Source organism: Variovorax sp. (assembly GCF_035634955.1).
Taxonomy (GTDB): domain Bacteria; phylum Pseudomonadota; class Gammaproteobacteria; order Burkholderiales; family Burkholderiaceae_C; genus Variovorax.
In genome coordinates this window covers 24,877-37,066 of record NZ_DASQBZ010000031.1, presented here as the reverse complement: position 1 = coordinate 37,066, position 12,190 = coordinate 24,877, and the positions used below count along the sequence as shown (strand labels likewise).

General features: G+C 69.3%; 12 protein-coding genes. 6 read left to right on the top strand and 6 right to left on the bottom strand.

Annotated features, from left to right (window positions below):
* Nucleotide 1 precedes the first annotated feature (1 nt).
* The 3 genes from VES41_RS20420 to VES41_RS20410 form a co-directional block, all read right to left on the bottom strand.
* Nucleotides 2-151 (bottom strand): hypothetical protein, encoded by a 150-nt coding sequence (locus VES41_RS20420; RefSeq protein ID WP_324820830.1) that lies wholly within the window; start codon nt 149-151, stop codon nt 2-4.
* Nucleotides 152-205: 54 nt separating this feature from the next.
* Nucleotides 206-613 (bottom strand): hypothetical protein, encoded by a 408-nt coding sequence (locus VES41_RS20415; protein WP_324820828.1) that lies wholly within the window; start codon nt 611-613, stop codon nt 206-208.
* A gap of 137 nt (nt 614-750) precedes the next feature.
* Nucleotides 751-1,200 (bottom strand): PPC domain-containing DNA-binding protein, encoded by a 450-nt coding sequence (locus VES41_RS20410; protein ID WP_324821072.1) that lies wholly within the window; start codon nt 1,198-1,200, stop codon nt 751-753.
* A 217-nt stretch (nt 1,201-1,417) separates the two neighbouring features.
* On the opposite strand from VES41_RS20410, the gene VES41_RS20405 reads away from it, so the two are divergent.
* Nucleotides 1,418-2,593 carry an acetate/propionate family kinase gene (locus tag VES41_RS20405; protein ID WP_324821069.1) on the top strand — a complete coding sequence of 392 codons (1,176 nt, stop codon included), beginning with the start codon at nt 1,418-1,420 and terminating at the stop codon, nt 2,591-2,593.
* A 24-nt stretch (nt 2,594-2,617) separates the two neighbouring features.
* On the opposite strand, the gene VES41_RS20400 is transcribed toward VES41_RS20405, so the two are convergent.
* Entirely contained in the window at nt 2,618-3,415 is a 798-nt protein-coding gene (locus tag VES41_RS20400; RefSeq protein ID WP_324820826.1) for an IclR family transcriptional regulator domain-containing protein, read from the bottom strand.
* Between the two features lie 149 nt (nt 3,416-3,564).
* Here VES41_RS20400 and VES41_RS20395 point away from each other — a divergent pair, with 149 nt between their 5' ends.
* The 5 genes from VES41_RS20395 (at nt 3,565) to VES41_RS20375 (ending at nt 10,236) form a co-directional block, all read left to right on the top strand.
* Nucleotides 3,565-4,488 carry a shikimate dehydrogenase gene (locus VES41_RS20395; RefSeq protein ID WP_324820824.1) on the top strand — a complete coding sequence of 308 codons (924 nt, stop codon included), beginning with the start codon at nt 3,565-3,567 and terminating at the stop codon, nt 4,486-4,488.
* Between the two features lie 85 nt (nt 4,489-4,573).
* Nucleotides 4,574-5,986 carry an MFS transporter gene (locus VES41_RS20390; protein WP_324820822.1) on the top strand — a complete coding sequence of 471 codons (1,413 nt, stop codon included), beginning with the start codon at nt 4,574-4,576 and terminating at the stop codon, nt 5,984-5,986.
* A 32-nt stretch (nt 5,987-6,018) separates the two neighbouring features.
* Entirely contained in the window at nt 6,019-6,942 is a 924-nt protein-coding gene (locus VES41_RS20385) for a sugar phosphate isomerase/epimerase family protein (protein WP_324820821.1), read from the top strand.
* Entirely contained in the window at nt 6,939-7,772 is an 834-nt protein-coding gene (locus VES41_RS20380; RefSeq protein WP_324820818.1) for a shikimate dehydrogenase, read from the top strand. The genes VES41_RS20385 and VES41_RS20380 overlap by 4 nt, the downstream gene beginning before the upstream one ends.
* Nucleotides 7,773-7,989: 217 nt before the next feature.
* The gene (locus tag VES41_RS20375) at nt 7,990-10,236 is read left to right on the top strand and encodes a polysaccharide biosynthesis tyrosine autokinase (protein ID WP_324820815.1); all 2,247 of its coding nucleotides are present in this window, start codon (nt 7,990-7,992) and stop codon (nt 10,234-10,236) included.
* A gap of 10 nt (nt 10,237-10,246) precedes the next feature.
* Here VES41_RS20375 and VES41_RS20370 read toward each other — a convergent pair whose 3' ends face one another.
* Together VES41_RS20370 and VES41_RS20365 are read right to left on the bottom strand one after the other, a co-directional pair.
* Nucleotides 10,247-11,263, bottom strand: a complete 1,017-nt coding sequence (locus tag VES41_RS20370) for a glycosyltransferase (RefSeq protein ID WP_324820813.1) — start codon at nt 11,261-11,263, stop codon at nt 10,247-10,249.
* A gap of 19 nt (nt 11,264-11,282) precedes the next feature.
* Nucleotides 11,283-12,182 carry a glycosyltransferase family 2 protein gene (locus VES41_RS20365; RefSeq protein ID WP_324820812.1) on the bottom strand — a complete coding sequence of 300 codons (900 nt, stop codon included), beginning with the start codon at nt 12,180-12,182 and terminating at the stop codon, nt 11,283-11,285.
* Nucleotides 12,183-12,190 lie beyond the last annotated feature (8 nt).

The window sequence follows — 12,190 nt, the reverse complement described above, 5'->3', positions numbered from 1 at the left end:
TTCAGCGCTGCAGCATGAACAGGTTGTAGAGCAGGACCAGCAGCACCAGCGCCACGACCACGGCAATGCCCCAGCGAAATGCGCGCTTGCTGTCGCGCGTGTCGGACCGCGCCTCCGAAATGGATTGCGGTCGTCGATCTTGTGGACTCATGCCTTGCCTCCGTCTTTCTGGTGGTGATGGACCGGGCGCGCCGGCCCGGACGCCTCAGAGATCCTCGATCACCAGCATCCGGTAGCGGCGCGCGATCGAGTATTCGTGATCGCGCACCACGCGCATCATCCGCTCGGCGTCTTCCGAATCGGGCGTGCGCACCAGCAGGCCATGGTGGCCTTCGCGGGCCAGCTTGGTGAAGGCGCGCACGTTGGCGGCATCGGTGCCCGGCGACGGCAGCGGTTCGTCGGCGTCCGACGCCGTCGGTGTGATCTGCGACAGGATGGCCTGCGGTGTCAGCGTCAGCACCTCGAACCCGCCTTCCGGCGCGGCGGCCAGTGCGTCGCCGACCTTGGTGGCGGTGGCGGCGTCCGGAAACATGAGCATCGTGTAGCCGCTGGGATAGAAGGCACCGCCGATGGCGGCCAACATGCTGTCGTCGAGGCTGAAAGGCTGGGTCATGACAAGCGCCGGCAAGAGTCCTGGATGGCCCGACGATGCACCCGGGCCGCTCCGTCGCGTGTAGGAACAGGACGGCCACAGCGCGTCAGCCGAAGGCCAGTACCAGCGGCGCGCCCCGGCGACCGCAGGCGCGGCGGCTACGGCGGTGGCTCGGCGCCCGGGCGTCGCACGACCAGCTCGGCCCAGCCCGTGGCCGCATCCGGCTCGCGCGAGAACTGCCAGCCGGGCAGCAGCGCGAGCAGCACCTCGGCGGTGGTGCGCACGATGCAGCCGTAGCCGGCATGCCCGCCGATGACGTCGCCCCGTTCGTCCGACACGCTCAGGTGCAGGTGCGACCCATTGGCCGCGAGGCTGCCCGAAAGGGTGAGCAGTTCGCAGTCCGCGTCGATGACCCGTTCGGCCTGCGCGCCGGCGAGCCGGATCCGCGCCGGCCCCAGGCTGCCGATGCCGGCCACGACGAATGCCGCCTGCATGCCTTGAGCCGCCACGGCCGCTTCCAGCGCGCGCCGCAGGTCCTGTCCGGGCTGCAGGCGCAGCGCAAGGGGGATCGTCGTCGCTGCGGGCGGTGCGGGCGGCTCGTCGTGCATGGCGCCATCATGCGTCACGCCCGCCGCCGGCGTGCATGGGATGATCCAGGCCATGCGCACGCACCGCCGTATCCGTCTCCAGAGTCCGCTCCAGGCCACCATCGCCCACCCGCATGCCACCGCGTCGGCGGCGGCTTCGGAAGCAGCACCGCTACCGGCGCCCGCGGCGCTGCCCGGCACCGATGCAGCGTCCGCGGCCGCACCGGGCCAGCGTGGGATGATCGCGGTCGCGAATGCCGGCTCGTCGAGCCTCAAGTTCTCGCTGTTCGACAGCACGGAAGACCAGGCGCTGCGGCGCACCATCAGCGGCGCGGTCCAGGGCCTGGACAATGCCCCGCGCTTCGAGGCGCGTGATGCACAGGGCACCGTGCTGGCCCGCCATGCCTGGCCGGACGGCCAGGCCATCGGGCACGACGTGGCGCTGCACCATGTCATGGACACGGTGCGTGCCCTGGTGCCGGGCATTCGCCTGCGCGCGATCGGCCACCGCGTGGTGCATGGCGGCACCGAGTTCAGCGCCCCCGTGCGCGTCACGCCCGACCGCCTGGCGCGGCTGACCGCCCTCACCCCGCTGGCGCCGCTGCACCAGCCGGACAACCTCGCGCCCATCCGGCTGGCCTTCGAGATCCTGCCGCATGTGCCGCAGGTCGCCTGCTTCGACACCGGCTTCCACCGCGGCATGCCGGAGGTGGCGCAGATGTTCGCCCTGCCGTGGGAGCTGCACGAGTCGGGCGTGCGCCGCTACGGCTTCCACGGCCTGTCATACGAGTACATCGCCTCGCGTCTGCCGGAACTGGCGCCGGCGCTGGCGCGTGGCCGCACCGTCGTGATGCACCTGGGCAACGGGGCCAGCCTGTGCGCACTGCAGGCCGGGCGCAGCATCGCCAGCTCCATGGGCTTTTCCGCACTCGACGGCGTGCCCATGGGCACACGCTGCGGCGCGCTCGACCCCGGCGTGCCGCTGTACCTGATGCGCCAGCGCGGCATGAACGCCGAGCAGGTCGAGCGCATGCTGTACCGCGAATCGGGCCTGCTCGGCATCTCCGGCCTGTCGAGCGACATGCGCGTGCTGCTGGCCAGCGATTCGCCCCGCGCCGCGCTGGCAGTGGAGCACTTCGTCTATCGCGTCGTGCGCGAGATCGGCGCTTTCGCGGCTGCCCTGGGCGGGCTCGACGGCGTGGTCTTCACCGGCGGCATCGGCGAGCATGCGGCGCCCGTGCGCGAGCGCGTGGTGCAGGGCCTGGCCTGGCTGGGGTGCGAGCTGGACGCCGCCGCCAACGCCGTCGACGGCCCGCTCATCAGCACCGCGGCCTCGCGCTGCGCGGCCTGGGTGATTCCCACCGACGAGGAACTGATGATCGCGCGCCACACGCGCGAAGCGCTCGGCGATTGAGCGACCGTGCGCCCGCCGGCCGCGTCAGATCAGGTTGCGCATGGCCTGCGCCGTCTCGCGCAGCATGGGCAGCACCCGCGCCACTGCATCCTCGCTGCTCTCCCGCCCGATCGGCATGGTGACGTTCAGCGCGCCGACCAGGTCGCCATGCCGGTCGCGCAGCGGCACCGCGATGCCGCGCGAGTTCAGGTCGAGCTGCTGCTCCGACAACGACCAGCCCTGCGCCTTGATGCGATCCAGCTCCAGCTTCATGCGTTCCTTGCTGGCGATGGTGTGGGACGTGAACGCCTTGAGCGCGTGGTGGGCCAGCCAGTGCTGCAGTTCGGCGTCGGGGCGCAGGGCCAGCATCAGCATGCCGGCGGCGGTGACCTGTGCCGGCACGCGCGCCCCGAGCACGTAGCCGGTATTCATGCTTCGGTTGGGCCCGTTGCGCGCGATGTACACCACCTCGTCGCCGTCGAGCACGCTCAGGTAGGCGGTCTCGTGCGTGCCCGCGGCCACGCGCTGCAGGAACGGCTGGACGATGCGCGGCAGCCGCGCCGACTCCAGGTACGACTGCCCCAGGCGCAGCACCCGCGGCGTCAGCCAGAACAGCTTGCCGTCGCTGGCCACGTAACCCATGTGCTGCAGGGTCAGCAGGTAGCGGCGCGCGGCGGTGCGCGTCATGCCGATGCGCCCGCCGGCTTCCGCGGCGGTCATGCGCGAATGGGCATCGTCGAAGGCCTCGATGACCTGCAGCCCGCGCTGCAGGCCCGCGATCCAGTCGCGGCGGTCGAGGCCGGAACCTTCGTCCGGGCTGTCGGCGGCAGTTTTCGTGGGCATGGCGGATCAGGTAAAACCCGTAGTATGCGCGATGATCGATCATTGTCGATCGATCATCGAACAAGGCCGCCGGGAATCGCTCGCGGCGGCCAAGGGCCTGGCCCTAAAGTCTCCTTCAACGAACCAGTGCCGAGCACACAAGGCGAGACATGACGGACTTCATTCGCGGCAATACCGATCTGTACCTGATCCCCGGAGACCCGGTGACCAACGTGCGCCTGCCGCGGATGTTCAACGCCGTGTTCGACCGCTGCGGCATCGCCGCGCGCATGCTCCCCGCACAGGTGCGGGCCCGCGATTTCGCCGTCTGGCTCAAGGCGAGCTTCCTGGCGCACAACGTCAAGGGCATGGTGATCGCGCCGCCGCACAAGCCGCTGGCGGTAGACCTGCTCGACGGCTGCGGCCTTTTCGCGCGCATCGCGGGTTCCGTCAACGTGGTGCGCCGCACGTCCTCGGGCGAGCTCGAGGGCGACCTGTTCGACGGCGAGGGCATCGTCGGCGCGCTCGACCACTTCGGCATTCCCTTCCGCGGCAAGCGCGTGCTCATCCTGGGCGCGGGTGTCAGCGGTGCCGCCATCGGCGTGTCGCTGGCCGAAGGCGGCGGCAGCGACAGCGCGGCGCACATCGCCTTCCACGACCCGCAGCCGGGCAAGTCGGCCGGCGTGGCCGCGCGCATCGACAACGCCTTCGACGCTCGCGTCGTCTCTGTGCCCGACGCCGACCCGCAGGGCTACGATCTCGTCGTCAACGCCACGATGCTCGGCCTGCGCGAGGGCGATGCCCTTCCGGTGGACGTGGCGCGCCTGCCGGCGCATGCCGCCGTATTCGACATCCTGCTGCGCAACCAGCCCACGCCGCTGGTGCGTGCGGCGCGCGCACGCGGGCTGCATGCCCAGGCCGGCTTCGAAATGCTGATCCAGCAGATGGCCTGCTACTTCGACTACTTTTCGCTGCCGCAGGCGGCGGCCCTGGTGCGCCGGGATGCCGACTTCCTGCGTGAACTGGTGTACCCGCCGGCGCTCGCCGGCGAGATCGCCCGACCACTGCGCTATCCGGACGCGGAACTGCGCTGAGTAGCGGGCGCGGCCGGCCCGTTCGAGGGCCCGCCTGCACCCGACCCTTTCGTCACCTTTCCACAGACCAGCAGGGAGACAACCCATGCACGCACACGCACGCCCCGAGCACGAGAAAGCCGGCGGTTCCCAGTCCCGCAAGGCCGCCGCCAGCGGCTGGATCGGCTCGGCGCTCGAGTACTACGACTTCTTCATCTACGCCACCGCCGCCGCGCTGGTGTTCCCGCAGATCTTCTTTCCCCATGGCGATCCGGCCATCGCCATCATCGCCTCGCTGGCCACCTACGGCGTGGGCTACGTGGCGCGACCGATCGGCGCCTTCGTGCTGGGCCACCTGGGGGACACGCACGGCCGCAAGCAGGTGCTGGTGTGGTGCATGTTCCTGATGGGCTTCTCCACCATCGCAGTCGGCCTGCTGCCCACCTACGACCAGGTCGGCCTGCTGGCGCCGGCGCTGCTGGTGCTGCTGCGCCTGGTGCAGGGGTTCGCGGTGGCCGGCGAGATCTCCGGCGCCAGCTCCATGATCCTGGAGCACGCGCCGTTCGGCCGCCGCGGCTTCTTCGCCAGCTTCACGCTGCAGGGTGTGCAGGCCGGTCAGATCCTGGCCGCCGCCGTATTCCTGCCGCTGGCGCACTTCATGCCGGCCGAGCAGTTCAACACCTGGGGCTGGCGCATTCCGTTCATCCTGAGCTTCGTGGTGATCGTCGCCGGCTGGATCATCCGCCGCGAGGTGGCCGAGACGCCCGCGTTCACCGACAAGACGGCCCAGGCGAGCCGCTCGCGCTCGCCCGTCATCGATGCCTTCAAGTACAGCACGCCGGACATGCTGCGCGTGGTGTGCATGGCGCTGATGAACGTCATCCCGGTCGTGGCCACGATCTTCGGCGCGGCCTACGCGGTGCAGCCGGCCTACGGCATCGGCTTCGCCAAGGACGTCTACCTCTGGATTCCGGTGCTCGGCAACATCCTGGCGGTGCTGGTCATTCCCTACGTGGGCAACCTGTCGGACCGCATCGGCCGCAAGCCGCCCATCGTCATCGGCGCGCTGCTGTCCGGCCTGCTGGCCTTCGGCTACCTCTACGCCATCAGCATCCGCAACGTACCGCTCGCGGTGTGCATGTCGCTGCTGATGTGGGGCGTCGTGTACCAGGGCTACAACGCGGTGTTCCCGAGCTTCTACCCGGAGCTGTTCCCCACGCGCACCCGCGTCTCGGCCATGGCCATCTCGCAGAACATCGGCACCGCCATCACGGCCATGCTGCCCGCGCTGTTCACCTTCGTGGCGCCGCCCGGCTCCGCGAACATCTGGCTGACCGTCGGCGCCATCGCGTTCGGCATCTGCGTCATCGCCGCCGTCGCGGCGCTCAGCGCCCGCGAGACCTACCGCGTCCGCATGAACGACCTGGGCCGCGCGGACGCCGAACCGGTCGACCGGCAGGACTACGAGCGCCTGCGCGCCGAGTCCATCGCCGCGCCGCTGCATCGCGCCACGGCCTGACGGGCCTCCATCCTCGACCCCGGAGCACAGCCATGTCCATCGACCTCGATCGCTTCGCCTTCAACACCGTCACCATGGGCGGCGCGCTCGCGCACAAGCTCGCCTGCATGAAGTCGGCCGGGTTCGCGGCGGTGGAGTTGTGGGCGCGCGACCTGATCGGCCACCCCGAGGGCGTGGACGCCGCGGCGCGCGTCGTGCGCGAATGCGGTCTCGCGGTGAGCGACTTCCAGCCGCTGCGCGATTTCGAGTGCGCCCCCGATGCGATGCGGGCGCACCGCATGGAGATGGCCCGCGAGCAGTTGCGCCAGATGACGCTGGTGGGCGCCGACCTGCTGCTCGTGTGCTCCACCACGAGCCCGCTGGCCATCGACGATCCCGACCGCGCCGCGCAGGACCTGCGCGCGCTCGCCGACGAGGCGGCGCTCCTGGGCATCCGCATCTGCTACGAAGCACTGTCCTGGGGCCGGCACGTCAATCGCTGGCACCAGGCTTGGGACATCGTGCGCCGCTGCGCGCACCCGGGCGTGGGCCTGAACCTGGACAGCTTCCACATGGCGGTGCGCGGCGACGATGGCTCCGAGACGCTGGCGCAACTCGCCCGGGTCCCGGCCGACAAGGTGTTCCTGGTGCAGCTGGCCGACTATTTCTTCGATCACGGGCCCTCGCAGGCCGACATGATCGACCTGGCGCGCCACCAGCGCCTGTTCCCCGGCGAAGGCCTGCACGACGTGCGCCCGCTGGTGCGCCTGCTCGAATCGAACGGTTACCGCGGAAGCTACACCTTCGAGGTCTTCAACGACGACTACGTCAATTCCGACCCCGTCGTCATCGCCCGGCGCGCCATGCAGTCCGCGCGCTGGGTGGCCGAGGCGCCAGTGCCGGCCGGCACGGCGCGCGCGGCCGGGGCCCGTTCGGGGCGACATTCTTCCAGGCGCCCTTGCGCCATCCAGACATGATTTCCGGCAAGACCACGCTCATCGCGCATCTCGGCTATCCGACCGAGACCTTCAAGGCGCCGATGATCTACAACCCCTGGTTCGAACAGCAGGGCATCGACGCGGTCGTCGTGCCCATGGGCGTGAAGCCCGAGGACTACGCCGCGACGCTGCCGCTGCTGTTTCGCATGAGCAACCTGCGCGGCGCGCTGGTGACCATGCCGCACAAGGTCTCGACCCTGGCGCTGGTCGACGACCTGACGCCGACCGCGCGCATCGCGGGCGCCTGCAACGCCGTGCTCAAGCGGCCCGACGGCACGCTGCTGGGCGACCTGTTCGACGGCGCCGGGTTCGTGCGCGGCGTGCAGCGCAAGGGCCGCTCGATAGCTGGCGCACGCGTGCTGGTGGCCGGCGCCGGCGGTGTGGGCTCGGCCATCGCGGCCTCGATCGCCGCCGCGGGGGCGGCCGAACTGATGCTGTTCGATGCCCGCGCCGAATCGGCCGAGGCGCTGGCGCAGCGGCTGCGCGCGCACTATCCGCGGCTCGTCGCGCGCACCGGCTCGAACGATCCGGCGGGCTTCGACGTGATCGTCAACGCCACCCCGCTGGGCATGAAGGAAGGCGACGCCCTGCCCTTCGACGTCCGCCGCATCGAGCCGGGCGCTTTCGTGGGCGAAGTCGTCATGAAGTCGCAATACACGCCGCTGCTGACGGCCGCGATCGAGCGCGGTTGCGAAGTGCAGGTCGGCACCGACATGCTGTTCGAGCAGATTCCCGCGTATCTCGAGTTCTTCGGCTTCGGCACCACCACCGCCGAGGCGTTGCGCGCCGTGGCACGCCTGCAATACTGAAGCTGAACCGCCGCTGAACGCGCAAGCCGGCGCGTGCGGCCTTGGCCTACAGCGCCTTCGGCCGCGCGGTGACAAACTACGCGGGTTACGACACGCAGGTTTTTCCCCGCCGATCAGGCACGAAATCTGCACGCCTTTCCACCACCATGGTGTGCCGGGCGCAGGGCATTTCCATGACAACTTGCACCGGCACGCTGAACATGGCAATTTTCCGCCCATGAGCTCAACACTCGTCGCACAGACACCGGATGCGCGCCAGCGCGCATTCATGACGACCGCCAGCGGCGCGCCGATCGTCGACGCGGAAGAAGAGCCGCGCCTGTCGGACTACAAGGACATCGTCCTCGACCACAAGTGGCTGATCCTCGGCATCCTTGCCGTCTCGCTGCTGGCCGGCTACATCTACACGACCCTTGCCACGCCCATCTACCGCGCCGGCCTGCTGGTGCAGATCGAGGACACGTCGCCCGACAGCAAGAACGCGCTGAACGAGGCCTCCGGCCTGTTCGAGGTCAAGACGCCCGCCACCGGCGAAGTGCAGGTGATCACCTCGCGCATGGTGCTCGATTCGGCAGTCCAGCAGACCAACCTGCAGGTCGACGCGCGGCCGCACTACCTTCCGGTGGTAGGCGGCTGGCTGGCGCGCAACGCCACCGGCCTGTCCGACCCGGGTTTCCTGGGCATGGGCGGCTTCGTCTCGGGCACCGAGCGCATCAAGGTCGGCCGCTTCAAGGTGCCGCCGTCGCTGGAGGACACCAAGCCCTTCATCGTCACCGCGCGCGGCGGCAACCGCTTTACCGTGCACCACGAAATGCTTTCCGCACCACTGGAGGGCATGGTCGGACAGACGCTGCGGCAGTCCACCCCCGACGGCGAGATCGAAATCGAGCTGAATGCGCTCGACGGCAAGCCCGGCGCCGAATTCGAAGTCTCGGTGGCCTCGCCCCTGCGCGCCGTCGAGCGGCTGCAGGACCGCCTGCAACTGGGCGAACAGGGCCGCCAGTCCAACGTCATCGGCGTGACGCTCGAAGACAGCGACCGCGTGCGTCTGACCCAGGTGCTCAACGCCATCGGCGAGCAGTACGTGCGGCAGAACATCGAGCGCCGTTCGGCCGAGGCGGCACGGACTCTGTCTTTCCTGGAGTCGCAGCTGCCCGTCTTCCAGCAGCAGTTGCAGGCATCCGAGAACGCCTATGCGAAGTTCCGCAACAAGAACGGCACCGTCGACTTCTCCGAGGAAGCCCGGGTCTGGCTCAAGAGAAGCGCCGACCTTCAGGGCAGCCTGCTCGACCTCGAGCAGAAGCGCCGCGAAGCCGAGCCCAACTTCACCGATCAAAGCCAGCGCATGCAGATCCTCAACGGCCAGATCGCCGCGGTGAAGAGCGACCTGAACGAACTCAACACCCGCATCGCCGGCATGCCGAACCTGCAGCGCGATGCCTTGCGGCTCGAGCGCGACGTCACCGTCAACAGCACGCTCTACCAGTCGATGCAGAACAACGCCCTGCAGATGCGGCTGGTGAAGGAAGGAAAGATCAGCAACGTCCGGTTGCTCGACAAGGCCGCCATGCCGAAGTTTCCGGCGAAGCCGCAGCGCTCGCTCATCCTGGCCTTCGCCGGCCTGGTCGGGCTGATGCTGGGCCTGGGGCTGGCCATCTTCCGCGCACGCTCGCGCATGGGCATCCACAACCCGGCCGAAATCGAGGACTACACCGGGCTGGACGTCTACGCAGTGGTGCCGCACAGCCCCGAGCAACTGCGCCATGGCCGCGCCGGCGACGCCGTCGCGCTGGCCGACGCGCATCCGCGCAGCGAAGCGGTCGAGGCCCTGCGCGGCCTGCGGGTGGGCCTCAAGCCCGTGCTCGCCGAAGCGTCGAACAACCGCATCCTGATCACCGGCGCGACGCCGGGCATCGGCAAGAGCTTCGTGGCCACCAACCTGGCGACCCTGCTGTCGCAGTCCGGCAAGCGCGTGCTGCTGATCAACGCCGACCTGCGCAAGGACAGCGCCAACGCCGCGCTCGGCGTGCCGCGCGACAGCGCCGGACTGTCCGAACTGGTGGCGGGCAAGCTCACTGCCGAGCAGGCCATCCACGCCAACGTTCGCCCCAACCTCGACGTGCTCACCACCGGCAAGCTCCCTGCGCTGCCGACCGAGATGCTCGAGTCCGAGGAATTCGCCCTCGTGCTCGACCGGCTGTCGCTGCGCTATGACCTCGTCGTCATCGACACCGCCCCGGTGCTGGTGGCCGCCGATGCGGCTGCCGTCGCGCCGGCCTGCGGCAACGTGCTGCTGGTGGCCCGCGCCGGCAAGAGCCAGCTTGGCGAACTCAACGAGAGCGTGCGGCGCCTCACGCAGGCCGGTGCCCAGATCAACGGCGTGCTGCTCAACGGCATCGACGTCAGCCGCCGCTACCACGGCAGCGGCAGCTACCGGTACGGCGCGTACAGGTACGGCACCTGAGCCGGCAGGCTCAGCGCCGGGCCAGCGACATGCTCATGTCGCGCATGAAGGAACGCCAGCGCAGCGAATTGTCCTGCGCGTTGCGGTAGTCGCCGCATGCGAGCATCGCCAGGCTTCTGACCAGCGCCGACGCCCGCCCGCCGGCGTAGATCGCGCCGCGCTTCTCCAGCTGGCGCAGTGCGCGCCGATAGGTCGTCACCGCCCGCTCCCGGTCGAAGGCAGGAAACCGGCGCTCGCAGTCCGGCGGCAGCGCCTCGACGATCTCGAGCATGCGCCGCGTCGCTTGCACGTAGACGGCGTTCTCGGCCTTGAGGGTTGCGACCGACTTCTTCCTGGAGCGGCCGTCGGTCTTGCCGAAGAGGTTGTTGCCGTGCTGCCGGTAACCGGCCAGCGGCTGGGCGATCTCCACCGTGTTGCCCAGCGTCTGCGCCAGGAAGAACGCCCAGCGGTCGTGCGCGATCAGGTGGCGCGGGTCGATGTAGTCGACGAAGCGCTCATCGGGATTGACCAGCTCCAGCACCCGCCGGTCGACGAGCATCGAGAAGCCCCAGAACGTGCCCCAGATGTCATAGGCCAGCTGCGGCCGGGTGCCGCCTTGCGTGATGCCCTGGTCGAACGCGCCGATCGTCCGATCTTCGCCGTCGATCAGCGTGGCCTGGTGCGCGATCTGCGTGACGCCCGGCACGCGCATGTGGGCCGCGCAGATCTCGAGCTTGTCGTGGCGCCAGACGTCGTCCTGGTCGCAGAAGGCGATCCAGTCGCCGTTGGCCAGCCGCGCCGCACCGAGAAAGTTGTCGCGGAAACCTTGTGCGGCGGCATTCCTGCGATGGAAGACCGGGAACGGCGCCGCCTTGCGAAAGGCTTCGACGATGTCATGGGTCCGGTCGGTCGAGCCGTCGTCCGAGACGATCAGTTCATACGGCAGATGGGTCTGCCCCGCCAGGCTGGCCAGCTGCCGTTCCAGGAACGCCTGGCCATTGAAAGTGGCGAGTACGACCGATATGGTGCGAGCGGTGGTCGATGTCATTGCGGCAGCCCTTTCGCCATCAGGCTTCCGACTTGAAGATGGTCCGCCCGGGTTGGCGCCGCGTGGAGTCGAGGCACACGCCCGCGTAGCCTTCGGCGCGGCCGAGCGCCACGTTCAGATAGTAGGCGGCACGGGCGAAGTTGGCCTTGGCCAGCGCGATGCACGCGCCGCCGAACGGGCGGACCAGGTAGTTCGCCAGGAACATCAGCCCGTAGCCGTGCTTCCTGATCACGTGGCCCATGCCGCGCGCATAGCGGCGCCCCTTGGCGCGCGAAGCCTCGTTCGGGTTGCGCGTGTCGAACTCGGGATGGCGGGCATTCAGGTCCGGGTCGTAGTGGACGGAGTATCCGGCCCGGAGGGCACGGATGGTGATGTCCGGCCCTTCGCACGACTGCCATGGCGTCGATGCCCCCACGCCGATGTCCTCGTCGTAGCCGCCGATCGCGTCGAACACGCGCCGCTTGAAGAACACCACCCACTCGATCTGCGTCGTGAACACGTTGCGCAGCGTCACCCCCTGCGCGGTCTTCTCGAACCGGCCATTGATCGATCGGCCGTCGGGCGTTGCCGCGCGGCCGCACAGGATGTCGGCGCCGGTTTCGTCGAAGCGCCGCAGCACCTTGCCGATGAGGTCCGGCGGATAGAGGCAGTCGTCGTCCGGGAAGCACAGCACGTCGCCGCTGGCCTGCGCGATGCCGAGATTGCGGCCGCGGCTGAGGCCCTTGACCAGCGGGCTGCGCAAGTAGTGCAGCGTGAAGCGTACCGGCTCGGCCTCGCAGGCCAGGCGCACGCGCTCGTCGGGGTTCTGGTCGACGATGATCAATTCGAAGTCGTCATGATCGAGGTGTGCCAGCGAGCGGACGAACTCGACGACTTCGTCGAGGCGGCCAAACGTCGACATGATCAGCGAGACTTTCATGGCAAGCC

What these genes read in the sequence shown, in the direction of transcription:
- VES41_RS20420 (WP_324820830.1), bottom strand. Translation starts at nt 151, where the DNA reads ATGAGTCCACAAGATCGACGACCGCAATCCATTTCGGAGGCGCGGTCC.
- VES41_RS20415 (WP_324820828.1), bottom strand. Translation starts at nt 613, where the DNA reads ATGACCCAGCCTTTCAGCCTCGACGACAGCATGTTGGCCGCCATCGGC.
- VES41_RS20410 (WP_324821072.1), bottom strand. Translation starts at nt 1,200, where the DNA reads ATGCACGACGAGCCGCCCGCACCGCCCGCAGCGACGACGATCCCCCTT.
- VES41_RS20405 (WP_324821069.1), top strand. Translation starts at nt 1,418, where the DNA reads ATGATCGCGGTCGCGAATGCCGGCTCGTCGAGCCTCAAGTTCTCGCTG.
- VES41_RS20400 (WP_324820826.1), bottom strand. Translation starts at nt 3,415, where the DNA reads ATGCCCACGAAAACTGCCGCCGACAGCCCGGACGAAGGTTCCGGCCTC.
- VES41_RS20395 (WP_324820824.1), top strand. Translation starts at nt 3,565, where the DNA reads ATGACGGACTTCATTCGCGGCAATACCGATCTGTACCTGATCCCCGGA.
- VES41_RS20390 (WP_324820822.1), top strand. Translation starts at nt 4,574, where the DNA reads ATGCACGCACACGCACGCCCCGAGCACGAGAAAGCCGGCGGTTCCCAG.
- VES41_RS20385 (WP_324820821.1), top strand. Translation starts at nt 6,019, where the DNA reads ATGTCCATCGACCTCGATCGCTTCGCCTTCAACACCGTCACCATGGGC.
- VES41_RS20380 (WP_324820818.1), top strand. Translation starts at nt 6,939, where the DNA reads ATGATTTCCGGCAAGACCACGCTCATCGCGCATCTCGGCTATCCGACC.
- VES41_RS20375 (WP_324820815.1), top strand. Translation starts at nt 7,990, where the DNA reads ATGAGCTCAACACTCGTCGCACAGACACCGGATGCGCGCCAGCGCGCA.
- VES41_RS20370 (WP_324820813.1), bottom strand. Translation starts at nt 11,263, where the DNA reads ATGACATCGACCACCGCTCGCACCATATCGGTCGTACTCGCCACTTTC.
- VES41_RS20365 (WP_324820812.1), bottom strand. Translation starts at nt 12,182, where the DNA reads ATGAAAGTCTCGCTGATCATGTCGACGTTTGGCCGCCTCGACGAAGTC.